At 70.4% G+C, this 24,570-nt stretch carries 23 protein-coding genes; 8 read left to right on the plus strand and 15 right to left on the minus strand.

Annotated elements, in window-relative coordinates:
- Positions 1-204: 204 nt before the first annotated feature.
- The 7 genes from EF387_RS28375 to EF387_RS28405 all read right to left on the minus strand — a co-directional run bounded on the left by EF387_RS28375 (position 205) and on the right by EF387_RS28405 (position 7,413).
- Positions 205-1,005 (minus strand): ABC transporter ATP-binding protein, encoded by an 801-nt coding sequence (locus EF387_RS28375; RefSeq protein ID WP_162467228.1) that lies wholly within the window; start codon positions 1,003-1,005, stop codon positions 205-207.
- A gap of 25 nt (positions 1,006-1,030) precedes the next feature.
- Positions 1,031-1,960 carry an ABC transporter permease gene (locus EF387_RS28380; RefSeq protein ID WP_128379447.1) on the minus strand — a complete coding sequence of 310 codons (930 nt, stop codon included), beginning with the start codon at positions 1,958-1,960 and terminating at the stop codon, positions 1,031-1,033.
- 100 nt (positions 1,961-2,060) lie between these two features.
- Positions 2,061-2,933, minus strand: a complete 873-nt coding sequence (locus tag EF387_RS28385; RefSeq protein ID WP_128379499.1) for a glycosyltransferase family 2 protein — start codon at positions 2,931-2,933, stop codon at positions 2,061-2,063.
- 11 nt (positions 2,934-2,944) lie between these two features.
- A complete protein-coding gene (locus tag EF387_RS28390; protein ID WP_128379448.1) occupies positions 2,945-3,724 on the minus strand; it encodes a CDP-alcohol phosphatidyltransferase family protein in 780 nt (259 codons plus the stop codon).
- Positions 3,702-4,766, minus strand: a complete 1,065-nt coding sequence (locus tag EF387_RS28395) for an iron-containing alcohol dehydrogenase family protein (protein WP_128379449.1) — start codon at positions 4,764-4,766, stop codon at positions 3,702-3,704. The genes EF387_RS28390 and EF387_RS28395 overlap by 23 nt, the downstream gene beginning before the upstream one ends.
- The gene (locus tag EF387_RS28400) at positions 4,754-5,506 is read right to left on the minus strand and encodes a phosphocholine cytidylyltransferase family protein (RefSeq protein WP_128379450.1); all 753 of its coding nucleotides are present in this window, start codon (positions 5,504-5,506) and stop codon (positions 4,754-4,756) included. Before EF387_RS28400 ends, EF387_RS28395 begins: the two co-directional genes overlap by 13 nt.
- Positions 5,503-7,413, minus strand: coding sequence for a DUF5941 domain-containing protein (locus tag EF387_RS28405; RefSeq protein ID WP_128379451.1), 1,911 nt, complete (start codon positions 7,411-7,413; stop codon positions 5,503-5,505). The genes EF387_RS28400 and EF387_RS28405 overlap by 4 nt, the downstream gene beginning before the upstream one ends.
- Positions 7,414-7,720: 307 nt before the next feature.
- On the opposite strand from EF387_RS28405, the gene galE reads away from it, so the two are divergent.
- The 3 genes from galE (at position 7,721) to idi (ending at position 10,504) form a co-directional block, all read left to right on the plus strand.
- A complete protein-coding gene (gene galE, locus EF387_RS28410; protein WP_128379452.1) occupies positions 7,721-8,695 on the plus strand; it encodes a UDP-glucose 4-epimerase GalE in 975 nt (324 codons plus the stop codon).
- Between the two features lie 126 nt (positions 8,696-8,821).
- The gene (locus EF387_RS28415) at positions 8,822-9,763 is read left to right on the plus strand and encodes a cation diffusion facilitator family transporter (protein ID WP_128379453.1); all 942 of its coding nucleotides are present in this window, start codon (positions 8,822-8,824) and stop codon (positions 9,761-9,763) included.
- Positions 9,764-9,898: 135 nt separating this feature from the next.
- Positions 9,899-10,504: an isopentenyl-diphosphate Delta-isomerase gene (gene idi, locus EF387_RS28420; protein WP_128379454.1), complete on the plus strand. Its 606-nt coding sequence runs from the start codon at positions 9,899-9,901 to the stop codon at positions 10,502-10,504.
- An 18-nt stretch (positions 10,505-10,522) separates the two neighbouring features.
- On the opposite strand, the gene EF387_RS28425 is transcribed toward idi, so the two are convergent.
- Together EF387_RS28425 and EF387_RS28430 are read right to left on the minus strand one after the other, a co-directional pair.
- The gene (locus EF387_RS28425) at positions 10,523-11,038 is read right to left on the minus strand and encodes an ATP-binding protein (RefSeq protein ID WP_128379500.1); all 516 of its coding nucleotides are present in this window, start codon (positions 11,036-11,038) and stop codon (positions 10,523-10,525) included.
- 174 nt (positions 11,039-11,212) lie between these two features.
- Entirely contained in the window at positions 11,213-11,842 is a 630-nt protein-coding gene (locus tag EF387_RS28430; protein WP_128379455.1) for an HdeD family acid-resistance protein, read from the minus strand.
- Between the two features lie 101 nt (positions 11,843-11,943).
- Between EF387_RS28430 and EF387_RS28435 the strand changes: the two genes are divergently transcribed.
- Positions 11,944-12,693 (plus strand): enoyl-CoA hydratase/isomerase family protein, encoded by a 750-nt coding sequence (locus EF387_RS28435; RefSeq protein ID WP_128379456.1) that lies wholly within the window; start codon positions 11,944-11,946, stop codon positions 12,691-12,693.
- Here EF387_RS28435 and EF387_RS28440 read toward each other — a convergent pair.
- Both EF387_RS28440 and EF387_RS28445 read right to left on the minus strand, forming a co-directional pair.
- Positions 12,680-13,315, minus strand: a complete 636-nt coding sequence (locus EF387_RS28440; RefSeq protein ID WP_128379457.1) for a DJ-1/PfpI family protein — start codon at positions 13,313-13,315, stop codon at positions 12,680-12,682. The genes EF387_RS28435 and EF387_RS28440 overlap by 14 nt on opposite strands.
- Positions 13,316-13,326: 11 nt before the next feature.
- A complete protein-coding gene (locus EF387_RS28445; protein ID WP_128379458.1) occupies positions 13,327-14,280 on the minus strand; it encodes a GlxA family transcriptional regulator in 954 nt (317 codons plus the stop codon).
- A gap of 163 nt (positions 14,281-14,443) precedes the next feature.
- On the opposite strand from EF387_RS28445, the gene EF387_RS28450 reads away from it, so the two are divergent.
- Entirely contained in the window at positions 14,444-16,810 is a 2,367-nt protein-coding gene (locus EF387_RS28450; protein WP_128379459.1) for a Tex family protein, read from the plus strand.
- Positions 16,811-17,159: 349 nt separating this feature from the next.
- Here EF387_RS28450 and EF387_RS50140 read toward each other — a convergent pair whose 3' ends face one another.
- Positions 17,160-17,618, minus strand: a complete 459-nt coding sequence (locus EF387_RS50140) for a 2-oxo acid dehydrogenase subunit E2 (RefSeq protein WP_128379460.1) — start codon at positions 17,616-17,618, stop codon at positions 17,160-17,162.
- A 173-nt stretch (positions 17,619-17,791) separates the two neighbouring features.
- On the opposite strand from EF387_RS50140, the gene EF387_RS28460 reads away from it, so the two are divergent.
- From EF387_RS28460 to EF387_RS28470, 3 genes are all read left to right on the plus strand, one after another.
- On the plus strand, positions 17,792-18,064 hold the full coding sequence (locus EF387_RS28460; protein ID WP_128379461.1) for an HPr family phosphocarrier protein: 273 nt from the start codon (positions 17,792-17,794) through the stop codon (positions 18,062-18,064).
- Positions 18,065-18,152: 88 nt separating this feature from the next.
- Entirely contained in the window at positions 18,153-19,103 is a 951-nt protein-coding gene (locus tag EF387_RS28465) for a sugar-binding transcriptional regulator (RefSeq protein WP_128379462.1), read from the plus strand.
- A 45-nt stretch (positions 19,104-19,148) separates the two neighbouring features.
- On the plus strand, positions 19,149-19,346 hold the full coding sequence (locus EF387_RS28470) for a hypothetical protein (RefSeq protein ID WP_128379463.1): 198 nt from the start codon (positions 19,149-19,151) through the stop codon (positions 19,344-19,346).
- Positions 19,347-19,585: 239 nt separating this feature from the next.
- Here the strand turns inward: EF387_RS28470 and EF387_RS28475 are convergent, their stop codons facing one another.
- The 3 genes from EF387_RS28475 to EF387_RS28490 all read right to left on the minus strand — a co-directional run bounded on the left by EF387_RS28475 (position 19,586) and on the right by EF387_RS28490 (position 24,542).
- A complete protein-coding gene (locus tag EF387_RS28475) occupies positions 19,586-21,232 on the minus strand; it encodes an ABC-F family ATP-binding cassette domain-containing protein (RefSeq protein ID WP_128379464.1) in 1,647 nt (548 codons plus the stop codon).
- A 344-nt stretch (positions 21,233-21,576) separates the two neighbouring features.
- Complete coding sequence (locus EF387_RS28485; RefSeq protein WP_128379466.1) at positions 21,577-22,629, minus strand: oxidoreductase; 1,053 nt, start codon at positions 22,627-22,629, stop codon at positions 21,577-21,579.
- Between the two features lie 158 nt (positions 22,630-22,787).
- On the minus strand, positions 22,788-24,542 hold the full coding sequence (locus EF387_RS28490; RefSeq protein WP_128379467.1) for a BCCT family transporter: 1,755 nt from the start codon (positions 24,540-24,542) through the stop codon (positions 22,788-22,790).
- Positions 24,543-24,570 lie beyond the last annotated feature (28 nt).

The following is a 24,570-nucleotide window of genomic DNA, read 5'->3' on the forward strand; positions in this document are numbered from 1 at the left end:
ATGCGCGGATTATCGCCCCACTTGCCGTGAATCGGCACCGGTACAGCTTACGTTGTACAGCGCATGAGGGTTCGTCGAGGTGTCCTGGACATCACAACAACACACCGATTGGTCACAAGATTCCTGCGCCCGACCAGAGTTGGTCTTCCCTTTGCACACGCGGAGCCCCGCCGAACGGTTCCGGCGGGGCCCCGTCGCGGTGCTCTACCTGCCGGTGAACTTCTCGTACTCCTTGAGTACCTCCGCGGTGGGGCCGTCCATGCGCAGTTCCCCGCGCTCCAGCCACAGCACCCGGTCGCAGGTGTCCCGGATCGACTTGTTGTTGTGACTGACCAGGAACACCGTGCCGGCGTGCTTGCGCAGCTCGCGGATGCGGGCCTCGGAACGCTGCTGGAACGAGCGGTCGCCGGTGGCGAGCGCCTCGTCGATCATCAGGACGTCGTGGTCCTTGGCGGCGGCGATGGAGAAGCGGAGCCGGGCCGCCATGCCGGAGGAGTAGGTCCGCATCGGCAGGGTGATGAAGTCGCCCTTCTCGTTGATGCCGGAGAAGTCGACGATCTCCTGGTAGCGCTCCCTGATCTGCTCCCGGGACATGCCCATCGCGAGCCCGCCCAATATGACGTTGCGTTCGCCCGTCAGATCGTTCATCAGGGCCGCGTTCACACCGAGCAGTGAGGGCTGGCCGTCGGTGTAGACGTGGCCCTCCTCGGCGGGCAGCAGTCCGGCGATGGCGCGCAGCAGGGTGGACTTGCCGGAGCCGTTGGAGCCGATCAGGCCGATGGCCTCGCCGCGGTAGGCGACGAAGGAGACACCGCGCACCGCGTGCACCTTGCGCACCCCGCGTGCCGAGTCGTCGGAGCCTCGCCTGAGGATGCGACTGAGGGCGGCGGTGGCGCTGCCCTTGCCGGTCTTGGCGCCGTTGACGCGGTAGACGATGTGCAGGTCGTCCGCGATGACGGTGGGGATGCGGGAGCCGCCGTCCGCGGCGTCCGCCGTGTCCTCCACGTGCTTGGTGAGCCGGTCGTCCTGGTCAGCCACGGCCGTACCTCTCCTCCGCCTTCCAGAAGTAGACGAAGCCGCCGATCATCAGCAGCGCGGCCCAGCCGCCGGCCACCGCCCACACGTGCGGCGGCAGGTTCTCCGAGCCGTATCCGTCGATGAGTGCGAAGCGCATGAGGTCCATGTAGATCGCGGCCGGGTTCCACTGCAGGATGTCGGCGATCCACTTCGGGTGATCCGCCAGCATCACCGGGATCGAGAACATCACGCCGGACGCGTACATCCAGGTCCGCATCACGAACGGCATCAGCTGGGCGAGGTCCGGCGTCTTGGCGCCCATTCTGGCCATGATCAGCGCGAGGCCGGTGTTGAAGAGGAACTGCAGTACCAGCACCGGGAGGATCAGCACCCAGGACAGCTTCGGGTAGCTGCCGAAGGCGAGCGTCACCGCGAACAGCACGATCATCGAGAAGAGCAGCTGCTGGAGCTGCTGCAACGAGAACGAGATCGGCAGCGAGGCACGCGGGAAGTGCAGGGCGCGGACGAGGCCGAGATTGCTCGAGATCGCCCGGACCCCGGCCATCACCGAGCTCTGGGTGAATGTGAAGACGAACACACCCGTCACCAGGAACGGGATGTACACCTCGCGGGACATCCCGCGGTCCGCCTCCAGGATCAGGCCGAAGATCAGGAAGTACACGGCCGCGTTGAGCAGCGGAGTCGCCACCTGCCACAGCTGGCCGAGCTTGGCCTGGCTGTACTGGGCGGTGAGCTTGGCCTGGGAGAAGGCGAGGATGAAGTGCCGCCGTCCCCAGAGCTGACGGACGTACTCGACGAGTCCGGGCCGGGCACCGCTCACGGCGAGCCCGTACTTGGCGGCCAGTTCCGCCGCGGAGAGCCCGTCATCGGGGGACGGTCGGTCGCTCAACGCGACTCGGCCATCGTGCGTTGTCTCACTCACAAGTGGAAAGCTTTCGTCCTCAAAGTGCGCAGCCTGGTCGGGCGTAGGCGTCGAGCCAGGGACCGGGGTACGGACCCGATGCTCTCAGATACCGAGCTTGTCAGATGACCGGTGGTCGGCCCAGCCGGGTCAGCCGCCACACCGTACGCCACTTCATGGGCCGGCGTGGTCCGCAGGAGGTGGTCCAGCCCTCGCGGAAGCCTCCGAACCAGGCTCGCAGAGCCTGCCGCGAGGGCCGTCTGACCAGCGTCAGCAGCATCCAGGCGCCGAGGTAGACGGGCACCAGGAGCGCGGGCAGATTCCGGCGGGCGAGCCAGACACGGTTGCGCGCCACCATGCGGTGGAAGACCGCGTGCCGCGAGGGAGTGGTGGTGGGGTGGTACAGCACCATGTCGGCGCGGTAGTCGATCATCCAGCCGGCGTCCAGGGCCCGCCAGGCGAGATCCGTCTCCTCATGGGCGTAGAAGAACGCCTCGGGCAGTACGCCGACCTCGGCCAGGACCTCGGTGCGCACGGCGTTGGCGCCGCCCAGGAAGGTGGTGACCCGGGAGGAGCGCAGCGGGTCGGAGGCGTTCAGCCGGGGGACGTGGCGGCGCTGGGTGACACCGGTCTCGGGATCGGCGATGCGGAAGCTGATGATGCCGAGCCGCGGGTCGGCCTCGAAGGCCTGCCGGCACAGTTCCGCGGTGTCGTTGTTCGCGAGCAGACCGTCGTCGTCGAGGAAGAGCAGGATGTCGACGTCGCGGCCGCCGGGGCCGAAGGCCTCGATGCCGATGTTGCGGCCGCCGGGGATGCCGAGGTTCTCGGGCAGCTCGACGGTGCGGACGCCCTCGGGCAGCTCCGGTACCGGGGAGCCGTTGCCGACCACGACCACCTCGACCGGGTCGCCGTCCTGCTTGGCGACCGAGTCGAGGAGGGCGCGGAGCTCGGCGGGGCGGTTGCCCATGGTGATGATGACCGCCCCGACCTTCATGCCGGTCCCGGTCATTTGAGCCTGCTGGAGGCAAGGATCGAGACGAGGTGGAGCAGGGTCTGCAGGACCGCGATGCCGGCCAGCACGGCGACGCCGAGCCGCTCGAAGAACAGGTCGCCGCGGGTCTCGTCCACGATCGCCAGGACCAGGATCAGCAGGGACGCCTCGATGCCCAGGATGAGCCGGTGGAACTTCAGCGCCCCGGCGGCCTTGCGGGCCAGCGCCATACCGGACGAGCGCGGCTCGGACGCCGCCTCCTTCACGGGCGGCAGTCCGCCCTGGTGCCGGGCGACCCCGACGAGGTCGGTCTCGGCCTTGATGAGGACGGCGCCGAGGGCGGCGAGGGTGCCGAGGAACGCCCACAGCCAGTCGATCCGTCCCTCGCCCCACAGGTCGGCGGCGCGCAGACCGAAGCCGACCAGCACGGCGGCGTCGCAGAGGTAGGCGCCGACCCGGTCCAGGTAGACGCCACTGAGCGAGAACTGCTTCTTCCAGCGGGCGATCTCGCCGTCGACGCAGTCCAGCAGCAGGTACAGCTGGACCATCAGCACACCCAGCACGGCACCCGGGATCCCCGGCACCAGCAGCGCCGGGAGGGCGAGGACACCGAAGACGGTCATCAGATAGGTCAGCTGGTTGGGCGTGACCCGCGTGTTCACCAGGTACCGGTCCACGCGCAGCGACAGCTCTCGCATGTAGAGCCGGCCGCCCCAGTGCTCGCCGCTCCGCCGGTCCTTCACACCCGGAGGATGAACGACCGGGCGGAGTTCAGCTACCGATGGCCTTGGCATAGTCGGAGTAGGCGTCCTTGATCTCGTCGGTGGACAGGGCGAGGTGCTCGAGGATCGTGAAGCGGCCCGGCCGGGTCTGCGGCGCGTAGTCGACGGCCTTGACGAACTCGTCCACGCTGAAGCCGATCTCCTCCGGCAGCACCGGCAGGCCGTGCCTGCGCAGCACCTCCGCGAAGTAGCCGGACTGCTCGTGGGCACCGCGCAGGTACATGGCGAAGGCAGCGCCGAGGCCGACCTGCTCGCCGTGGCTCGCGGCCCGCTTGGGGAAGAGCAGGTCGAAGGCGTGGCTGATCTCGTGGCAGGCGCCGGAGGAGGGCCGGGTGTCGCCGCTGATCGACATGGCGATACCGGAGAGCACCAGGGCCTCCGCGAGCACCGTGAGGAACTCGTCGTCGCCCGCGCCGCCCGGGTGCCGCAGCACCGACTCGCCCGCGGTCCGCGCCATCGCCGCCGCGAGGCCGTCCACGGGCTCCCCGTGGATCTTGTGCGACAGCTCCCAGTCGGCGATGGCGGAGATGTTGGAGATGGCGTCGCCGACGCCGGAGCGGACGAAGCGGATCGGGGCCTCACGGATCACGTCGAGGTCGATGACCATCGCGATCGGCGTGGGCACTCCGTAGGAGCCGCGGCCGTTGTCGTTGTCCAGGATCGACACCGGCGAGCACAGTCCGTCGTGGGAGAGGTTGGTCGCCACGGCGACCATGGGCAGGCCGACCCGCGCCGCGGCGTACTTCGCCACGTCGATGATCTTGCCGCCGCCGAGGCCGACCACCGCGTCGTAGCGCTGCTTGCCCTTGATGTCGTCGGCCAGCTTCACCGCGGAGTCGATGGTGCCGTCGGAGACCGGGTACCAGTCGGCGCCGGGCAGCACCGGCGCGAGCCGCTCGCGCAGTGCCTGGCCCGAACCACTGCTTATGGCGATGGCCAGCTTGCCGGAGTTGGAGATCCGCTGGTCGGCCAGCAGGCCCGCCAGATCGTCCAGTGCTCCGGCGTTGATGTCGACGACGACGGGCGACGGGATGAGCCTCGTCAGTACTGGCACGCGATCTCACGCCCCTTGGCCAGGTCGTCGTGGTTGTCGATCTCGACCCACTTCACGTCGCCGATCGGCGCGACGTCGATGCGGAAGCCCCGGTTGACGAGCTCCTGGTAGCCGTGCTCGTAGAACTGCTGCGGGTCCGTCTCGAAGACGGTCTTCAGCGCGTCGGCGAGCTCGTCCGCCGCCTCGCCCTCGATGAGGGTGACGCCGATGTACTCGCCGGTGGCCTCGGCGGGGTCCATCAGCTTGGTGATCTTCGTCATGCCGCCGTCGGGGCCGACGACGACCTTCATCTCCTCGTCGGCGAGGGACTTCACCGTGTCGAGGGCGAGGATGATCTTCTTGCCGTCGCCGCGGGCGGCGAGCAGGGTCTTCTCCACGGAGACCGGGTGCACGGTGTCGCCGTTGGCGAGGATCACCGAGTGCTTGATGGCGTCACGGCCGCACCACAGGGAGTAGGCGTTGTTCCACTCCTCGGCCTTGTCGTTGTCGATGAGGGTGATCTTCAGGCCGTACTTCCGCTCGAGGGCCTCGCGGCGCTCGTAGACGGCCTCCTTGCGGTACCCGACGATGATCGCGACCTCGGTCAGACCGATCTCGGCGAAGTTGCCGAGGGTGAGGTCCAGGACCGTGAGGCTCTCCTCGTTCCCTTCGGGGCCGACCGGCACCAATGCCTTCGGCAGGGTGTCGGTGTAGGGGCGCAGACGCCGTCCGGCGCCGGCCGCCAGCACGAGGCCGATCATGCGGGTTCTCCTTCATCGTGTACGGCGGGTGCGCCGCGTCGGTGGGCGGTCACCCAGAAGCGGATGCTCTCGACGAGCACCACGAGTGCCACGGTCACGGCGAGAGCCGTGAGCGCGACCTTGAACTCAGTTCCGGTGAACAGTGCGGCCAGCACGGTGACCAACAGCGTCCGGCCTTCGTGCCCCCCGATCGCCCGCACCAGCCACGGCGGTGGCGCGCCGGCGTCGCCGCGGATGCGGTACACCGTGTCGTAGTGATGGTAGGCGACTGCGGCCACCAGCCCGAAAGCCGCTGGAAGGGCTCCGTTCACATCGGATTTGGCGGCGAGCAGCAGGACCGTGCCGTACTCCGCGAAGCGGAACAGCGGCGGAATCAGCCAGTCCAACGGGCCCTTCAAGGGCATCATCAGGACGCACCCGGCGAACACCACGTAGAGCGAGGCGCCGACGACCGCACGCGTCCCACCGAACGCCAACACCGCGACGGCCAGGCAGGCCACCCCGTAAACGGCGAGGAAGAGCGCGGTGTACTGGCGGACCCTCCCGCGTGGGTCGCGCGCCTTGGACACCAGCTCCGCGAGCGGCCCGGAGTCCGTGAGGGCGAGCAGCGCCCACGCCCCGCGGTCGCTGCGCGGCGCCTTGCGGTTCAGCGAGCGCAGCACCCGCCCCGCCGTCGTGTAAGTCGCCGCGAACGCGCAGCCGATCAGCAACGCGTAGAAGGTGATGCGTGGCGTGGTGACGGCCGTCAGGACGGCGATCATCGCCCAGCGTTCGCCGATGGGCAGCACGATCATGCGGCGTACCCACACCGTCCAGCCGACGCTGTCGAGCCGGTCCGAAAGTGCCGCGGTGGGGCTGGTGTTGGCGGTCGCGGCGGGATCCCCGGCGTTCGCCTCGTTGAAGGCGAAGTCGACGACGTGCCGACAGGTCTGCAGCACCATGGCGCCGAGCGCCAGCGCCCACACGTCGTCGCCGCCGCGGGCCGCTCCGAGCGCGAGGCCCGCGTAGTAGGCGTACTCCTTGGCCCGGTCGAAGGTGGCGTCGAGCCAGGCGCCGAGTGTGGAGTACTGCAGGGAGTAGCGGGCGAGCTGGCCGTCGGTGCAGTCGAGGACGAAGGAGAACAGCAGCAGCACGCCGGCCGCGACGAAACCGCCGCGGGTGCCGGTGGCCGCGCAGCCCGCGGCGATCAGGGCGGTGAGGAGCGAGGCGGTGGTGACCTGGTTGGGGGTCAGCCCGCGGCGGGCGCACCAGCGGGCCAGGTAGCGGGAGTAGGGGCTGATGAAGTGGGTGGTGAAGAAGCCGTCGCGGGACTTGACCGCGGTGCGCAGCCGTACGGCCTCGTCGTCCACGGCGGCGACGGCTCGCAGCGCCTCGTCGCGGGTCGGGGCGTCGGCCGGGACGGCGGCTACCAGGGTGCCGAGTTCGGGGCGGTGGACCGGGACGCCGTCGGCGGCGAGGGCGGTGGCCAGGCGCTCCGGCAGGCCATCGTCGTGCGTGCGGGCGGCGGTCTCCGCGCGGGCGGCCGGGGCGGAGCCCTCCGCCCCGGCGTTCCCGCCCGGAAGCCCGACGGGGCCGTCCGTGAGCACCGCGCCGTCGCCGAACGGTCCGGAGCCCTCGCGTGCCATGGCACGGGTCAGGGCCTGGCGGGCGGCGTGCTGGACCGAGACGGCTCCGGGCAGCGCCGCCACCGGGAAGCGGGGGTCGGTGAGCCCGAGCCGGAGCGCGTGCCGATGCCCCACGAAGCGGGCGTCGACGATGGCGACGCGCTCCTCGGAGGGCACCGCGGCGACGAGCGTCTCGGCCTCGTCGGCGTCGGAGGCGACCCGCACGTCGAAGCCCAGCGACCGCAGATCGTCCTCGATCGACGATCCGGGGGCCGGCTGGCCGGTGAGGATGGCGGTCGGCAGACGAACTCACTCCTTGGGTACCGGCGCGCATCCTTGCGCCGGGGACGTGCGTGATGGGGGCGCACCGGTCCGTGGGCGGCCGGGCGGCATGTCGGCAGAGGTTATCGGATGAAGAGAAGCGGACGTTCACCGCCCGTTCACGCACCGATCAACGGGGTCTGCCCGCGTCCGACCGACGCGATCATCATCGTGGATCGGGCTTCGCCCCACAAACCGCGACCCCAGACCGGGGCATTCACGACAGCGGTCCCGGTCGCCACGCCCGGGCCGGTCGTCGCGGTCACGGCCCCGCTTAGGGTGAACGTCCATGACGTGGCTGATAACAGGTGGGGCCGGATACATCGGTGCGCATGTGGCGCGCGCGATGTCCGCCGCGGGTGAGAGCGTGGTCGCGCTCGACGATCTCTCCGCCGGGGTGCCCGCGCGGCTGCCCTCGCACATCCCGCTCGTCCAGGGCACTTCACTCGACGGGGAACTGCTCAAGCGCACGTTCGCCGAGCACCGGGTGACCGGTGTGGTGCATCTCGCCGCCCGCAAGCAGGTCGGCGAGTCGGTGGCCCAGCCGACGCGCTACTACCAGGAGAACGTCGGGGGACTCGCGACGCTGCTCGACGCGGTCGCCGGAGCGGGCATCACCCGGTTCCTGTTCTCCTCCTCGGCGGCGGTGTACGGCAACCCGGATGTCGACCTCATCACCGAGGACACCCCCTGTGCCCCGATGAGCCCCTACGGCGAGACCAAGCTGGCCGGAGAATGGCTGGTGCGGGCCGCGGGGCGGGCACACGGAATCTCCACCGTCTGTCTGCGGTACTTCAACGTGGCCGGCGCGGCGGATGCCGAACTCGCCGACACCGGGATCTTCAACGTCGTCCCGATGGTCTTCGACCGCCTCACCCGCGGCGAGGCGCCGCGCATCTTCGGCGACGACTACCCGACGCCGGACGGGACGTGTGTCCGTGATTACATCCACGTCGCCGACCTCGCGGACGCGCACCTCGCCGCGGCCCGCCGGCTGTCGTCGGGCGCGCCCGGCGCGGCGGGCGATCTGACCGTGAACATCGGCCGGGGCGAGGGGGTGTCCGTTCGAGAGCTCGTCGCGCTCATCGCGAAGGTGACGGGCGACACCCGGCCGCCGGTCGTGGCACCCCGCCGCCCCGGCGACGCCCCCCGCGCGGTCGCGTCGGCCGAGCCGGCCGCCCGGGAACTGGGCTGGACGGCGCGGCGCGGGGTGCGGGACATGGTCGCGTCGGCGTGGCAGGGCTGGCTGCTTCACCAGGGCTGACCTGCTCATCGTTTCCGCAGGTCAGGCGATATGACAACGGTGTTCAGCGTCGCGTTGCACATACCCCCCACCCGTAGTTCACTGTGACTCCGGCACGGAGCCGGAGGGCAACAGAAGGGGGCTTCCATGGGTGCCGGTCACAACCACGGCGGGCACGGGCACGGGGCCACGGGTGGGGGCACCGCGACCGCCGCGTATCGCGGCAGGCTGCGGATCGCGCTCACGATCACGGTGACGGTCATGGTCGTCGAGATCGTCGGCGCGCTCGTCGCCGACTCCCTCGCGCTGGTGGCGGACGCCGCGCACATGGCGACCGACGCGCTGGGCCTGGGCATGGCGCTGCTGGCGATCCACTTCGCGGGCCGCCCGGCCGGCGGCAACCGCACCTTCGGTTACGCGCGGGCCGAGATCCTCGCCGCACTCGCCAACTGTCTGCTGCTGTTCGGTGTCGGCGGGTACGTCCTGTACGAGGCGGTGCAGCGCTTCGTCACGCCCGCCGAGACCGAGGGTGGCCTCACTCTCGCCTTCGGCGCCGTGGCCCTGCTCGCGAACGTGATCTCTCTGGCCCTGCTGACGCGCGGTCAGCAGGACAGCCTCAATGTGCGCGGCGCATTTCTGGAGGTGCTCGCGGACGCGCTCGGCTCGGTGGCGGTGATCGTGGCCGCCCTGCTCGTGCTGACCACGGGTTGGCAGGCCGCGGACCCGATCGCCTCGCTGGTCATCGGCCTCATGATCGTCCCGCGTGCCTGGAAGCTGCTGCGCGAGACGCTGGACGTCCTGCTGGAGGCGGCACCGAAGGGCGTCGACATGGCGGAGGTGAGGGCGCACATCCTGGCCCTGCCCGGCGTTGAGGACGTCCACGATCTGCACGCCTGGACGATCACCTCCGGGATGCCGGTCCTCTCCGCTCATGTCGTCGTGGCCGCCGACTCGCTGGACACCGCGGAGTACGAGCGGATGCTGCACGAGTTGCGGGAGTGCCTGGACGACCACTTCGACGTCGCGCACTGCACCTTCCAGTTGGAGCCGAGCGGGCACGCGGTGCACGAGGCGGGGTTGTGTCACTGAGACCCGGGGGGCGCGTCGGCGCTCGGAACGTGCGCCGAGCCCGTGGCCGGGTAGGACATGCGGGTCCGCGAAGTGCCGGGAGTGCCGGTTTCGTGCGGCAGACTTGAGGTTCGAGGACCGAGGCGAAGGACTGGTATGCCGATCACACCTACCACCGCGACGCACGGTTCGGCGCTCAGTTCGTCGAACGGCACCACCGAAGCGATCCTGCTGGAACTGGTCGACGAGGACGGCACCACCATCGGCACCGCGGAGAAGCTCTCGGCGCATCAGCCGCCCGGGCGGCTGCACCGCGCCTTCTCGGTGTTCCTCTTCGACGAGCGGGGCCGGCTGCTGCTGCAGCAGCGCGCCCTCGGCAAGTACCACTCCCCCGGTGTCTGGTCCAACACCTGCTGTGGTCATCCCTACCCGGGCGAGTCCCCCTTCGCCGCCGCCGCCCGGCGCACCTACGAGGAGCTCGGGGTCTCCCCTTCGCTGCTCGCCGAGGCGGGCACGGTCCGCTACAACCACCCGGACCCGGACTCGGGTCTGGTCGAGCAGGAGTTCAACCACCTGTTCGTCGGGATGGTGCAGGCGTCGCTCAGCCCGGACCCGGGGGAGGTCGGGCATACGGTTTTCGTGACCGCGCGGGAGCTGGCGGAGCGGCACGCACGGGACAGCTTCTCGTCCTGGTTCATGACCGTGCTGGACGCGGCCCGGCCGGCGATCAGGGAGCTGACGGGCCCGTCGGCCGACTGGTGAGACCGGGCGGGTCCGGTGTCAGGGGAACCGGGGGATGCCCCCCTTGAGCGGCAGGGCGGCCCAGATCACCTTGCCCCCGCTCGCGGTGTGCTCGACATCGCAGACACCGCTCGCCTCCTGAGTGACCTGGTGCACCAGCAGCAGGCCCCGGCCACCGGTCCGGCCGTGGTCCGTCTGCAGGGCGGTGGGGCGGTAGGGGTGGTTGTCCTCGACGGAGACGCGCACCCAGTCGGCGGCGACGGCGACCTCCACGGCGAGCGTCGGTGAGAGCAGCGCCGCATGGCGGACCGCGTTGGTGACCAGTTCCGAGACGATCAGCAGGAGGGCGTGGACCACCTCGTCGCAGGCGGGCACGCCCTGCCGGGCCAGCAGGTCCCGAACGGTGTGCCGCGCCTGCGGCACCGAGGAGTCGACGGCGGGGGCGGTGAAGCGCCACACCCCTTCGTACGGCAGTGGACCCGGCGGTCCGGGGTCGAGCGGCACGCTTCCGCCGCTCTCAGGGCGTGGGCCAGCCCCCCGCCCTTCGTCGTCCATCGTCCGGTCGCCACCTCTGCGCTCGATTGTCACCACACATTGAGTGTTGGCTCCGAGCTGGTCCATACCGGACGACTGAACACAAGTCAGCGACTATCGACAGCTTCTGACCGACGGCGTACTCCGACGTCGGCCGTGCGACAGCTCCTGCCTCTCTGGTGCCGACTCGGGACACTATTCGGGTTGTACGGGTTTGGTACCGGGCGGTGGGTATTCCTCCTCCGCGAGCTGTTCCGACACCATGCGCACGATGCGCCGCCCGCCGTAGCCGGTGGCGATCAGGCCGAGCCCGTCGAACAGCAGCGCGAGCGAGACGAAGCAGCCGATCACGTACTTGCTGCTGCTCGGCCAGGTTGCCAGGACCAGTGCGCCGAGCAGCAGACCGAAGGCGCCCTGCACCAGCGTCCAGCCGAACTGCGGCCCGCGCACCACGACGCTGCCCACCAGCCGGAAGATCCCGCCGGTCAGGAAGAGCAGCGCGGCGAACATGGTCAGCGCCTCGGCGGCGGCATCGGGGGTACGCAGGATCACCACTCCGGCGGCGATATTGAGGGCGGCCACCACGACGGCGAGCCAGAAGAAGTTGTCGCCGCGGGAAAGGACCGCGTGCAGCAGTCCCACGACACCGCCGATCAGCAGCAGCCAGCCGAACAGGACCATCGTGGTCAGGGTGGCGGCGGCGGTGTAGATCAGGCCGACGAGCCCGGCGATCACCAGGATCACCCCCAGCACCGCGAGCCCGCCGAAGCCCCGGCGTAGCCTGGCCGGCTCGTCGTGCGGCCTCTTCTCCTTGAGCCTGGTCATCAGCGCCTCCTCGCGGAAGCCCCCCGGTGGTGCGTACGTGGTGGGCGTACGCGGTGGACTGGTTGATCGTATGTTCGGCGCGTGCGGATAGCATCCGCCGTATGGAGCTGCTGCACGGCGTCGCCGACGGGGTCGCCACCGTCGTCATCCACCATCCGGCCAAGCGCAACGCCATGACGGCCGGCATGTGGCGGGCACTGCCGGCGCTGCTGGACGCCCTGGCCGCCGACTCCGCCGTACGGGCGCTGGTGCTCACGGGTGAGGGCGGCACCTTCTCGGCGGGGGCCGACATCTCCACCCTGCGCAGGACGGCGGCCGAGGCGCAAGAGCTCGCCGTACGCGCGGAGGAGGCGCTCGCGGCGTTCCCCAAGCCGACGCTGGCGGCGGTGCGCGGGCACTGCGTCGGCGGCGGGGCCCAGCTCGCGGTGGCGTGCGATCTGCGGTTCGCCGAGGAAGGGGCACTGTTCGGCGTGACTCCGGCGAAGCTGGGGATCGTCTACCCGGCGTCCGCCACCCGGCGGCTGGTGTCCCTGGTGGGTCCGGCCACCACCAAGTACCTGCTGTTCTCCGGCGAGTTGATCGACAGCGCGCGGGCACTGCGGACCGGGCTGGTCGACGAGGTGCTGCCCGACGGCGAACTCGGCAAGCGCGTGGCGGAGTTCACCCGGATCCTGGTCACGCGTTCCCAGCTCACGCAGGCCGCCGCGAAGGAGTTCGCGAACGGGCGTACGGACCGGGACGGGTACTGGGCCGAGCAGGCGCGCGGCAGCGGCGACACCGCCGAGGGGGTCGCCGCCTTCCTGGAACGCAGGGCGCCGAGGTTCTCGTGGAGCGTTCCTACGCCAGAGTGAAGCGGCTGTCGGTGCGGAACTCGTCGACCAGGTGCTGAGGCGCCTTCTGCGGGGAGCCCGCGTCGTACGGCGGCTGCGGGTCGTACTCGGTGAGCAGTTGGACGGCCTGGGCGTGTTCGTCGCCGGCGATCCTGCCGAGCAGGGTGAGGCCCATGTCGATCCCTGAGGAGACCCCGGCCGCGGTGACGTACTTTCCGTCGGTCACGACCCGTTCCCCCGTCGGCTCGGCCCCGTACTGCTTCAGGAAGTCGAGGGCCAGCCAGTGCGAGGTGGCGCGGCGGCCGTCCAGGAGGCCGGCGGCGGCCAGGAGCAGGGAGCCGGTGCACACGGAGGTCGTCCATGCGCTCGTGCGGTCGGCGGTGCGCAGCCAGCCGAGGAGGGTCTCGTTGTCCATCTGGTCGAACTGACCGGGGCCGCCCGGCACCACCACGATGTCGGGGTCCGGCACCTCGGCGAGGGTCTTGTCGGCGACCAGCGCGAGCGCTCCGGTGTCGGAGCGGACGGGACCGGTCGACTCGGCCACGAACACGGTCTCCGCGTCCGGGAGACGGCCGAGGGTCTCGTAGGGTCCCACGGCGTCGAGTGCGGTGAAGCGGTCGTAGAGGACGATCGCGATCTGCATCGGTCTTCCCTTCAGGCGGTGGATGCGGGACGGAAACGGCGGCGGTACTCGGCCGGGGCCGCGCCCAGCGCCCTGACGAAGGCGCGGCGCATCGCCTCGGGAGTGCCGTAGCCGCTGCTGCGGGATATCTCCTCGACGCCGTCGGTGGTGTCCTCCAGCAGGCGCCGGGCGTGTTCGAGGCGGACGCGGTCCACGTACCGGCCGGGAGTCATGCCGGTCTCGGCGTGGAAGGCGCGGGCGAAGTGCCGGGGTGAGAGGCGGGCGCGGGCGGCGAGCGACTCGACGGACAGATCGCCGTCGGGGTGCTCGGTGATCCACTGCTGGACCTCGCGCAGCGGTTCGCGGTGTGCGGTCTGGGCGGCGAGCTGCGCGCTGAACTGGGCCTGGTTGCCCGGCCGTCGCAGGAAGACGACGAGGTGGCGGGCGATGGTCAGTGCGACCTCCCGGCCCAGGTCCTCCTCCACGATCGCGAGCGCGAGGTCGATGCCGGAGGTGACGCCGGCGGAGGTGGCCACGTGCCCGTCGCGGATGTAGATGGGGTCGGGGTCCACCTCGACCGCCGGGTGGTCGCGGGCGAGCTTGTCGCAGTACGCCCAGTGGGTCGTGGCCCGGCGGCCGTCCAGCAGGCCCGCCTCGGCGAGCAGGATCGCGCCGGTGCACACGGACACCAGCCGCTCGGCGTGCGGGCCGTGGACCCGCAGCCAGTCGACCAGCCGGGGATCACTGCGGCGGGTGCCCGCGCCGCCAGGGACGAGCAGGGTGTGCGGTTCGGGCGCGTCGGCGAGGGAGTGGTCGGGGACCAGGGTGAGGCCGCTGGAGGTGCGCACGGGGGTGCCGTCCAGCGAGGCGGTGCGCAGGGCGTAGGTCCCGGGTCGGCCGAGCTCGGCGCCCCCGAAGACCTCGACCGGTCCGGTGACGTCGAGGCTCTGCACGCCGTCGAAGAGGACGACCAGAACGTTTCGCATGGCTTCGATTCTTGGGCGCCCCCATGATGGCCGCAATGACGAGCTCCCCACCTTTTCTGCCATGGGTGGCGAACGCGCCACACGTCGGTGCCCTGGGCCACGGTTGTCGGTGTCACCTGCCACAATTGCCGCGCAACCTCAGCTGATAAGGCGGTACGGGATCGTGAAGACACCCGGATCCATCGAAGTAGGGTCCATCGAAGGCAGGATCGCCGAGGAGCTCGGCGTACGGGAGCGGCAGGTGAAGGCCGCGGTGGAGCTGCTCGACGGCGGTTCGACGGTGCCCTTCATCGCCCGCTACCGCAAGGAAGCGACCGAGATGCTCGACGACGCGCAGCTGCGCACGATCGAGGAGCGGCTGCGCTATCTGCGGGAGCTGGAGGAGCGGCGCACGGCGATCCTGGAGTCCGTGCGCGAGCAGGGCAAGCTCACCGAGGAGCTCGAGGCGCGGATCCGCGGCGCGGAGACGAAGGCGCGCCTCGAGGACATCTATCTGCCGTACAAACCGAAGCGGCGCACGAAGGCGCAGATCGCCCGTGAGGCGGGCCTGGAGCCGCTGGCGGAGGGCCTGCTCGGCGACCCGTCGGTGGAGCCGCTCGCGGCCGCCGCGGCCTTCGTCGACGCCGACCGGGGCGTGGCCGACCCGCAGGCCGCCCTCGACGGCGCGCGGGCGATCCTCACCGAGCGGTTCTCCGAGGACGCCGACCTGATCGGTGAGCTGCGCGAACGCATGTGGGTGCGCGGGCGGCTGGCGGCCAAGGTGCGGGAGGGCAAGGAGGAGGCGGGCGCCAAGTTCGCCGACTACTTCGACTTCGCGGAGCCCTTCACCGAGTTGCCCTCGCACCGCATCCTCGCCATGCTGCGCGGCGAGAAGGAGGAGGTCCTGGACCTCGTCCTGGAGCCGGAGGAGCCCACGGAGGGGCCGTCCTCGTACGAGGGGATCGTCGCGAACCGTTTCGGGATCGCCGACCGCGGCCGCCCCGCCGACAAGTGGCTGACGGACACGGTCCGCTGGGCCTGGCGCACCCGCATCCTGGTGCACCTCGGCATCGACATCAGGCTGCGGCTGCGCACGGCCGCCGAGGACGAGGCGGTGAACGTCTTCGCGGCGAACCTTCGTGACCTGCTGCTCGCCGCCCCGGCGGGCACGCGCGCGACGCTCGGGCTCGACCCCGGATTCCGTACGGGTGTGAAGGTCGCCGTGATCGACGCGACGGGCAAGGTCGTCGCCACGGACGTGATCTACCCGCACGTACCGGCCAACAGGTGGGACGAGGCGATCGCCAAGCTCGCACGCCTCGCCAAGGAGCACGCGGTCGAGCTCATCGCCATCGGCAACGGCACGGCGTCCCGGGAGACGGACAAGCTCGCCGGTGAACTCATCACCAAGCACCCCGAGTTGAAGCTCACCAAGGTGATGGTGTCGGAGGCGGGCGCCTCGGTGTACTCCGCGTCGGCGTTCGCCTCGCAGGAGCTGCCGGACATGGACGTCTCGCTGCGTGGCGCCGTGTCGATCGCGCGCCGACTGCAGGATCCGCTGGCCGAACTGGTGAAGATCGACCCGAAGTCGATCGGCGTCGGGCAGTACCAGCACGACCTGTCCGAGGTGAAGCTGTCGCGGTCGCTGGACGCGGTGGTCGAGGACTGTGTGAACGGCGTCGGGGTCGACGTCAACACCGCCTCCGCGCCGCTGCTCGCCCGGGTCTCCGGCATCACCTCGGGCCTGGCGGAGAACATCGTGGCGCACCGGGACGCCAACGGGCCGTTCAGGTCGCGCTCCGAGTTGAAGGGGGTGGCCCGGCTCGGGCCGAAGGCGTACGAGCAGTGCGCGGGCTTCCTGCGGATCCGTGGCGGGGACGACCCGCTGGACGCGTCCAGTGTGCACCCGGAGGCATATCCGGTGGTGCGGCGGATGGTGAAGACCTCCGGCCAGGAGGTGGCGTCGCTCATCGGCAACACCTCGGTGCTGCGGTCGCTGAAGCCGGGTGACTTCGTGGACGAGTCGTTCGGTCTGCCGACCGTGTCGGACATCCTGAAGGAGCTGGAGAAGCCGGGTCGTGACCCGCGGCCGGCCTTCAAGACGGCCACCTTCAAGGAGGGCGTCGAGAAGATCTCCGACCTCGCGTCAGGGATGGTCCTGGAGGGCGTCGTCACCAACGTCGCGGCGTTCGGCGCGTTCGTGGACGTCGGGGTGCACCAGGACGGGCTGGTGCATGTGTCGGCCATGTCGAAGACGTTCGTCAAGGATCCGCGGGACGTGGTCAAGCCCGGGGACATCGTGAAGGTGAAGGTGCTGGACGTCGACATCCCGCGCAAGCGGATCTCGCTGACGCTGCGGCTGGACGACGAGGCCGCACCGCGGGGGCAGGCAGCCGGGGGGCGCCAGCAGCAGCGGGGCGGCGGGCGGCCTCCCCAGCAGCGGCAGAACCGCGGGGGCGGCGGGTCGCGGCAGGCGCCGCCCCCGCCGGCGAACAGTGCCATGGCGGATGCGTTGCGGAAGGCGGGGTTGCTGGACCCGAAGCAGCGTTGAGTTCCGGCTGACAGGGGGGTTTGGGTGGGTTCTCTCGCCCTCACCCCCCACCGCCCCGCCGCTCCTACCGCTCCTGCCGCTTCGGCCTGAACGGCCTTGTCCCCGAAGGCCGGAGGGGCCGAGGAGTCGGCTGCCGAGGAGGTCAGGAGCGGGCGATGAGCCTGACCTCGCGCAGTATCTGGTCGACCTTGTGAACCGCCTTCGCGGGCAGGCCGAGCAGAAAACACACCGGCCGGTCGGTCACTTCGGAGCACACCTTGGCGGGCAGGTTCCCCAGCCGGCTCCGGAAGTCCCGGGCGTATTGTCCGAGGACCAGTTCCCGCGGGTGTGTGTGGTCCTGCCGCAGTGTTCACAGGTGATGGTCAGCAGACAGCCGTGAACATAGGTCAGGCGATGGGGCTGCTCCCCGCCGCACGAGCAGTCCAGAAAGGCCTGCCCGGTTTCCTTGTCGATCATGGGCGGGTCCTTGGGGTCGGGGACTCGTGAGGCGGGGGCGAGCGGAGCAGCAGCCGTTCGTGGTCGCAGAGCGGGGCCGTCGGCGATCCCGGCCACCGGGCCGCAGCCGGGCCGCCGCGCGGTGATCGGCGATCCGGTGATCGACGGTGAGTCGGGCGGTGCAGCCCGTCCGGATGTGGACACCGCCACCGGACACGACGGCCCGCGCGGCGATCTCACCGATGGTGACCACCACCTGGGGAGGGACGACGGGAGCGGTGAGCCGTTCGGCGCCGAGCGGTTCCCGGTCGAACAGCACCCCTGGCGATGCGGTGGCCCTGCCCCCGTGCGTGCGTCGGAAAGCGAGCGGCATGTCCCGAACCCCTCCGATCCCTTTGCACAAATGTGCACACCTATTCACCTACGTGATGATGCTTGCATGCTTCTCGCGGCTCTGTCCAGACGCTTGACGCACGAGGAGCGGGTGCGAGCTGATGGGGCGAGCGGTCGCACGAGTTGTCACAAACATCGTCGAAAGGCACCACCATGGTTGAGCGCCGAGTCACCGTCGGCTGGCCCGAGGGGCTGCACGCCCGCCCGGCCTCCCTGTTCGTCCGCGCCACGGCGTCCCTGGGAGTTCCGGTCACCGTCGCCAAGGACGGCGGCGCCCCCGTCAACGCGGCCTCCATGCTGGCCGTGCTGAGCCTGGGAGTGCAGGGCGGGGAGGAGATCGTCCTCGCCTCGCCGGCCGACGACGCCGGGCCCGCCCTGGACCGCCTTGCCGAGCTCGTCACGGCGGGGCTCGAGCAACTCCCGTAAGCCGTCCGGCTGACCACCCCTGCTCATCGGTCGGCTGTGCAAGGATTTGGGCAGATGTGACGAAGCCGCGATGCGAGAGGGTGGGCGAATGCCGGCGTCCCGTGAGCGCGACCTGCTGGTGAAGGCCGCACGGCTCTACTACCAGGACAACTGCTCGCAGCAGGAGGTCGCCAGCGCGCTCGGCGTGAGCCGGTCCAACGTCTCGCGCATCCTGGCCGCCGCCCGCGAGCAGGGCATCGTCGAGATCCGGATCAACGATCCCGCGGGACGCGATCTGGATCTGGAGGAGGAGGTGAGCCGCGCCTTCGGGCTCACCGCCTGCCGGGTGGCCGCCGTCCGCTCGGAGGACGAGGTGCTGCCCAAGGTCGGTGAACTGGCCGCGGACTGGCTGCTGGACATGGCACGTCCCGGTGACGGCATCGCGCTGTCCTGGGGCCGTACCCTGCAGGCGATGGTGCGGGCCGTCCACGCCGAGCGGCCACTGCCCGCCGAGGTGCTCCCGCTGGTCGGCGGGCTGTCCTCGGTGGCCTCGGAGATCATGGGCGAGGAACTGGTACGGGACCTCGCGGACCGGCTGGGCGCCACGTTCCGGCGGCTGCACGCCCCCGCCCTGCTGGAGACCAAGGCCTCCCGGGACACCCTGCTGACCGAACCCGCCATCAGCTCCGTACTGGGGGCGGGCCGCAAGGCCTCGCTGGCGTTCGTGGGTGTCGGAGCGGCGGGCGTCGGCTCCTCCGCGGCACTCATCGACTCACTGCGGCTCGGTCGCCGCGACCGAGCGGCGTTCGAGCGGGCCAGGCCGGTGGGTGACATCTGCGCCCGCTACTTCGACGAGGACGGCAACCCGGTGCACGGCGCCGTCGAGGACCGGGTGCTCGCGGTGTCGCTCGACGACCTGCGCCGGATCAGGACCGTGGTCGGGCTGGCCGCGGGAGTGGAGAAGGCGCGTGGTGTGCTGGGCGCCCTGCGCGGTCACTACCTCGACGCCCTCGTCTGCGACTCCGCACTGGCCGAGGCACTCGTGGCCGAACTGCGCTGACGCGCCACAGCACCGGATCCGGCACCGTCCGCGCACGGTGCCCTCATGGGGCGTTTTCGCAAGGCGAGGCATCCGACGTCTGCGCGGGACGTCGAGATCAGACAGGACACGGTGATAGCCGCCCTGCGCCGCCTCCAGGACCTGCTCCTGGCGGGCAGCGCCCTGGACGAGCTCCTGCTCGTGCCGTCCGGGACCTCCGCCGTCCCGGAACCGGAGAGCGAACTCGCGGCCCACGGCGCATGAGCCGGCCGGTAGGCCGGGCATCTCGCTCCGGCATCGAGACGGCACGCTCGACCACGCGCCGCGCGCCGGGTGACTGCGTGGGTGTCCGCTTCCGGCGGCGCGTCCGGGGCCGACCCGCATTCGCCTCGAACGAACGTACTACCGGCCGAAAGAACTGCTCGACGGGTTCATCGCTCACCGCCCGGACCGGACCGATCACGGCGCCGTCATGACATCACCCCGAGCCGGGACCGAAAGACTCAAGTGCGCTCCGTCACCTTCCCCGACGCCACCTCGAGCATCCTGGTCGTCCGTACCGCGTCCAGCATCCGGCGGTCATGTGTGACCAGCAACAACGTCCCCTCATACGCATCCAGCGCCGACTCCAGTTGTTCGATCGCGGGGAGGTCGAGGTGGTTGGTCGGCTCGTCCAGGACCAGCAGGTTGACGCCTCTGCCCTGGAGCAACGCCAGGGCGGCCCTGGTGCGTTCGCCCGGTGACAGGCTCGTCGCCGAGCGCAGGACGTGGTCGGACTTCAGGCCGAACTTGGCCAGGAGTGTGCGGACTTCGACCGGTTCCGTCTCCGGAGGAACCGCAGCGCGGAACGCGTCCAGCAGCGACTCGGAGCCGTGGAAGAGCCCCCTGGCCTGGTCGACCTCGCCGACCAGCACACCCGAGCCCAACGCCGCGGTCCCGGCGGACAACGGGACCCGTCCCAGCAGCGCACCCAGCAACGTCGACTTGCCCGCGCCGTTCGCTCCGGTGACCGCGACCCGGTCCGCCCAGTCGATCTGCAGCGAGACGGGTCCGAGGACGAAGTCGCCGTGGCGCACCTCGGCGTCCCGGAGCGTTGCGACCACCGCGCCGGAGCGTGGCGCGGAGGCGATCCGCATCTGGAGCTCCCACTCCTTGCGCGGCTCCTCGACGACTTCGAGGCGTTCGATCATGCGTTGTGTCTGCCGTGCCTTCGCCGCCTGCTTCTCGCTCGCCTCGCTGCGGAACTTGCGGCCGATCTTGTCGTTGTCGTTGCCCGCCTTGCGCCGGGCGTTCTTGACCCCTTTGTCCATCCAGGAGCGCTGCATCTGGGCGCGTTCCTGAAGGGCCGCCTTCTTGTCGGCGTACTCCTCGTAGTCGTCGCGGGCGTGGCGCCGGGCCACCTCCCGCTCCTCCAGATAGGCCGCGTAGCCTCCGCCGTACAGATTGATCTGCCGCTGGGCCAGGTCGAGTTCGAGGACCTTGGTCGCCGTCCGGGTCAGGAACTCCCGGTCGTGACTGACGACCACCACGCCGGCGCGCAGTCCGCCCACGAAGCGCTCCAGCCGTTCCAGCCCGTCCAGGTCGAGGTCGTTCGTGGGCTCGTCCAGGAGGAACACGTCGTAACGGGCGAGGAGCAGGGAGGCGAGGCCGGCGCGGGCGGCCTGGCCGCCGGAGAGCGATGTCATCGGCTGGTCGAGGCCGACGCCCAGTCCGAGGGAGTCGGCCACCTCCCCGGCCCGGTCCTCGAGGTCCGCGCCGCCGAGGCCGAGCCACCGGTCCAGGCTCACCGCGTACGCGTCGTCCGCTCCCGGCGCGCCGTCGACGAGCGCCTGCGTGGCCTCGTCCATGGCGCGCTGGGCGGCGGCCACGCCCGTGCGGCGCGCCAGGAACTCACCCACGGTCTCGCCCGGTCGCCGCTCGGGTTCCTGCGGCAGATGGCCGACGGTGGCGGTGGGCGGGGACAGCCGCAGGTCGCCCTCTTCGGGGGTGTCCAGGCCGGCGAGCAGCCGCAGCAGGGTGGACTTGCCCGCGCCGTTGGCACCGACGAGCCCGATGACATCGCCGGGCGCGACGACGAGGTCGAGCCCGGAGAAGAGCGTGCGGTCGCCGTGGCCGGCGGCGAGGTCCTTGGCGACGAGGGTGGCAGTCATCAGGACGCCGATCCTAGTGCCCCGGCAGGCAACGTTTGCCCGTCAAGGAGCGGCGTCATGGGGGTCCCCCCTGCTCATGGGGGTCCCCCCGCTTCGAGCGCAGCCGAGAGTGGGGGAGAAGCCGCGAGCTTGGGGGAGCGTGCTCTGGGGGTACCCCCTGCTCGAAGACCTTGGGGGAGTGCCGGCCGGAAGTCCTCGTACTGGACGTACTTGGGCTTTCGGCCGGTGCGGCGAGTGGGGGTACCCCCTGCTCGAAGAGCTTGGCGGAGTGCCGGGCGTCGCGACGGGGCAAACGTTGCCTGTCGGGGCACCAGCGACCGCCCGTGGGTGGTGCCGTCCCCGCTCTACCCGTGCGCCATCGGTTCCACCAGCACTCCGTCCGTCGTCCGCGCCACAATGAACGACTCGCCCTTCGTCGCCTTGGCGTCCAAGGGGATGCGATGGCTGCCGGTCTCGAGGATCCCGTCGAAGAGTTCGTGCGTATGGGTGCGGTAGAGCCGGTCGAGGCGATAGGCGACGAGCCGGACCCGGCAGGTGGAGGTGACCTCCACGCCCGCCTCCCCGTCGACGGCGACCAGCCGGGTCAGCCGGCGCTGTTGCAGGGGACTGCGGTCAAGCGCGTGCTCGATCTGCGCGACGAGCAGCGGAATGATCGGCGCCAGCCCGTCGACGTAGGCGACCTCGACTCCGGCGCGTTCGAAGGCCTGCCGTACGGCGGTGCGCTCGTCCTCCGCGACCGCGCGTCCGAAGGCGACGGCCCCATAGGTGCGCAGTTCCTCGGGCGGGACGGCCGCGGCGTCGGCGGTGATCTCCGCACCGATGCCGATGGTGCGCAGCGCGGCGGCCAGTTTGGCGAGTACGGCGACCCGGGCGCCGATCAGCAGCACCCTGCGGCGTGGTTCGGCCGCCTGGTCCAGCAGCGCGTGCAGTGCTTCGCGGTACTCGCGGCCGCGGAAACGGAACGGGCCTATTCCGTGGTAGCCGTTCATCTGGAGGTCGGCGTGTTCATCCGTCTGCCAGGCGAAGTCGCGCCACACGTAGTCGTCACCGTCGCCGTCCCCGGCGGATCCACCGGTAGTGGCCTTCTCGATGACGGCGGTGACGGCCCCGCATTCGAGGCCCTCGCACTCGGGACAGCCGTAGATCACATAGCGGCCGCCCGCCAGGGGTGCGTCCGCTTCCAGAAGGAGGCTGCGCACCTGCGCGGTGAAGATGGCGGGCGGAACGTCGGAGGCGAGCGGGGAGACGGCATCGAGGTCGGAGAGCTGGAACAGCAGCGGCCGTCCGTTGACGATGAAGTCCATGAATTCCCGGTGCACCTGGTACTCACCGTTGGCAAGGACCCCACCGGCACGCATGGCCGGAGCCAGGCCGAAGGTCGCGTACTCGGCAGACATGCCCCGAGTATTCCCTGAATGGGAGTGATGGCTACCACGGCTTGGCACATTCGCTGATGTCTCCGCCGTGCCCCACCCCTACTACCTCCATGGTCCCCCGCCGACGGGGGTGGGGCCGAGGGTGGTTCACCGCCCCTCCGCCCCTCCCCCGGCCCGCGTCAGACGCCCGACGGACGGCGTTGCTGCGCAGACTCCCCGTCTGGAGCCGACTCACCGTCCGGAGCCGGTTCCTCGGGAGGAGCGGCAATCGCGTGGGCTCCTATCGGGTCGCCCTCCGTCTCCGTTCCCGGGCCCGGCCCGACGCGGATCGCGAACTCGCCGTCGTACTTCTTGTGGCCCTCGATGACCGCCTGGCCGACCGCCTCGTGACCCATGCGGCCGCGCACGATGAGGGGGTCCGCCCGCAGGTCCCGTACCAGGGCCACGCACATCCCGATCATCACCAGCACGAAGGGTGCGGCGGCGAGAATGGTGAGGTTCTGCAGGCCGGCCAGTGCGTCGCCCTTGCCGTTGCCGATGAGGAGCATCACCGCCGCGACGGCGCCGGTCACCACGCCCCAGAACACCACCACGAACCGGCCCGGTTCGAGGGTTCCACGCTGCGACATCGAACCCATGACGATGGACGCGGCGTCGGCACCCGACACGAAGAAGATCCCGACCAGGATCATGACCAGCAGACTGGTGACGGAGGCGATCGGGAACTCCCGCAGTACGCCGAAGAGCTGGGCCTCCGGTGTCGGCAGGTCGCCCAACTGCCCGGTCTGCTTCATCTTCATGGCCGTGCCGCCGAAGACGGCGAACCAGACCAGGCTGACCGTGCTGGGCACCAGGATGACCCCGCCGATGAACTGACGGATCGTGCGACCCCGGCTGATGCGCGCGATGAACATGCCGACGAACGGCGTCCAGGAGATCCACCACGCCCAGTAGAAGACGGTCCAGTCGCCCAGCCAGGTCGCCACGTCGGCGCCGCCGGTCGCCTCGGTGCGCCCGGCCATCTGCGACAGGTCCCCCAGGTAGGAGAAGAACGAGGTGGGCAGGAGGTCCAGGACGATGATCGTGGGGCCTGCGACGAACACGAACAGGGCGAGGACCAGCGCCAGCACCATGTTGATGTTGGACAGCCACTGGATGCCCCGCTCGATTCCCGAGACGGCCGAGGCGACGAACGCCAAGGTCAGCACGGCGATGACGGTGACGAGGAGGCCGGTGCCGACCGAGTCCATCCAGTTCAGGACGGTGATCCCGGACCCGATCTGCAGGGCGCCGAGGCCGAGCGAGGCGGCGGAGCCGAACAGCGTGGCGAAGATGGCGAGGATATCGATGACCCGGCCCGGTCCGCCGTTCGCGTGCTTCTCACCGATCAGCGGGGTGAAGACGGCGCTGATGGTCTGCGGCCTGCGGCGCCGGAACGTGCTGTAGGCGATGGCCAGGCCGACCACCGCGTAGATCGCCCAGGGATGCAGGGTCCAGTGGAACAGCGTGGTGGCCATCGACGTCTCCATCCGCTCGGCGGAGTCGGCGGGGCTGGTGCCGGGCGGCGGCGAGGTGTAGTGCGACAGCGGCTCGCTGACGCCGTAGAACATCAGACCGATCCCCATGCCCGCGCTGAACATCATCGCGACCCACGACACGGTCTTGAACTCCGGTTCCTCGCCTTCCGCGCCGAGCCGGATCCTCCCGTAGCGGCTGCTCGCGAGCCACAGCGCGAAGACCACGAAACCGGACGCGGCGAGCATGAACGCCCAGCCGAAGTTGTGGATCAGTCCCTGGAGCAGTCTGTCGGAAACGCTCTCGAGTGAGTCGGTGGCGGTCCAGCCCCACACCACGAACGCCAGGGTGAGTGCGGCGGATACGCCGAACACCACCCTGTCCGTCCGTTGTTCGCCATGTGTCATGGCAGCCGTCATGGCAGCTCCTTTCCTGGAGGGCACATGG

The organism is Streptomyces cavernae (assembly GCF_004023625.1).
GTDB classification, from domain to species: domain Bacteria; phylum Actinomycetota; class Actinomycetes; order Streptomycetales; family Streptomycetaceae; genus Streptomyces; species Streptomyces cavernae.

Excerpts from the sequence above, each read along its gene's own strand:
- EF387_RS28385 (WP_128379499.1), bottom strand. The coding sequence starts at position 2,933 with ATGAAGGTCGGGGCGGTCATCATCACCATGGGCAACCGCCCCGCCGAG.
- EF387_RS28390 (WP_128379448.1), bottom strand. The coding sequence starts at position 3,724 with ATGCCAAGGCCATCGGTAGCTGAACTCCGCCCGGTCGTTCATCCTCCG.
- EF387_RS28400 (WP_128379450.1), bottom strand. The coding sequence starts at position 5,506 with ATGATCGGCCTCGTGCTGGCGGCCGGCGCCGGACGGCGTCTGCGCCCC.
- galE (WP_128379452.1), top strand. The coding sequence starts at position 7,721 with ATGACGTGGCTGATAACAGGTGGGGCCGGATACATCGGTGCGCATGTG.
- EF387_RS28415 (WP_128379453.1), top strand. The coding sequence starts at position 8,822 with ATGGGTGCCGGTCACAACCACGGCGGGCACGGGCACGGGGCCACGGGT.
- idi (WP_128379454.1), top strand. The coding sequence starts at position 9,899 with ATGCCGATCACACCTACCACCGCGACGCACGGTTCGGCGCTCAGTTCG.
- EF387_RS28425 (WP_128379500.1), bottom strand. The coding sequence starts at position 11,038 with ATGGACGACGAAGGGCGGGGGGCTGGCCCACGCCCTGAGAGCGGCGGA.
- EF387_RS28430 (WP_128379455.1), bottom strand. The coding sequence starts at position 11,842 with ATGACCAGGCTCAAGGAGAAGAGGCCGCACGACGAGCCGGCCAGGCTA.
- EF387_RS28435 (WP_128379456.1), top strand. The coding sequence starts at position 11,944 with ATGGAGCTGCTGCACGGCGTCGCCGACGGGGTCGCCACCGTCGTCATC.
- EF387_RS28440 (WP_128379457.1), bottom strand. The coding sequence starts at position 13,315 with ATGCAGATCGCGATCGTCCTCTACGACCGCTTCACCGCACTCGACGCC.
- EF387_RS28445 (WP_128379458.1), bottom strand. The coding sequence starts at position 14,280 with ATGCGAAACGTTCTGGTCGTCCTCTTCGACGGCGTGCAGAGCCTCGAC.
- EF387_RS50140 (WP_128379460.1), bottom strand. The coding sequence starts at position 17,618 with ATGCCGCTCGCTTTCCGACGCACGCACGGGGGCAGGGCCACCGCATCG.
- EF387_RS28460 (WP_128379461.1), top strand. The coding sequence starts at position 17,792 with ATGGTTGAGCGCCGAGTCACCGTCGGCTGGCCCGAGGGGCTGCACGCC.
- EF387_RS28465 (WP_128379462.1), top strand. The coding sequence starts at position 18,153 with ATGCCGGCGTCCCGTGAGCGCGACCTGCTGGTGAAGGCCGCACGGCTC.
- EF387_RS28470 (WP_128379463.1), top strand. The coding sequence starts at position 19,149 with ATGGGGCGTTTTCGCAAGGCGAGGCATCCGACGTCTGCGCGGGACGTC.
- EF387_RS28475 (WP_128379464.1), bottom strand. The coding sequence starts at position 21,232 with ATGACTGCCACCCTCGTCGCCAAGGACCTCGCCGCCGGCCACGGCGAC.
- EF387_RS28485 (WP_128379466.1), bottom strand. The coding sequence starts at position 22,629 with ATGTCTGCCGAGTACGCGACCTTCGGCCTGGCTCCGGCCATGCGTGCC.
- EF387_RS28490 (WP_128379467.1), bottom strand. The coding sequence starts at position 24,542 with ATGACGGCTGCCATGACACATGGCGAACAACGGACGGACAGGGTGGTG.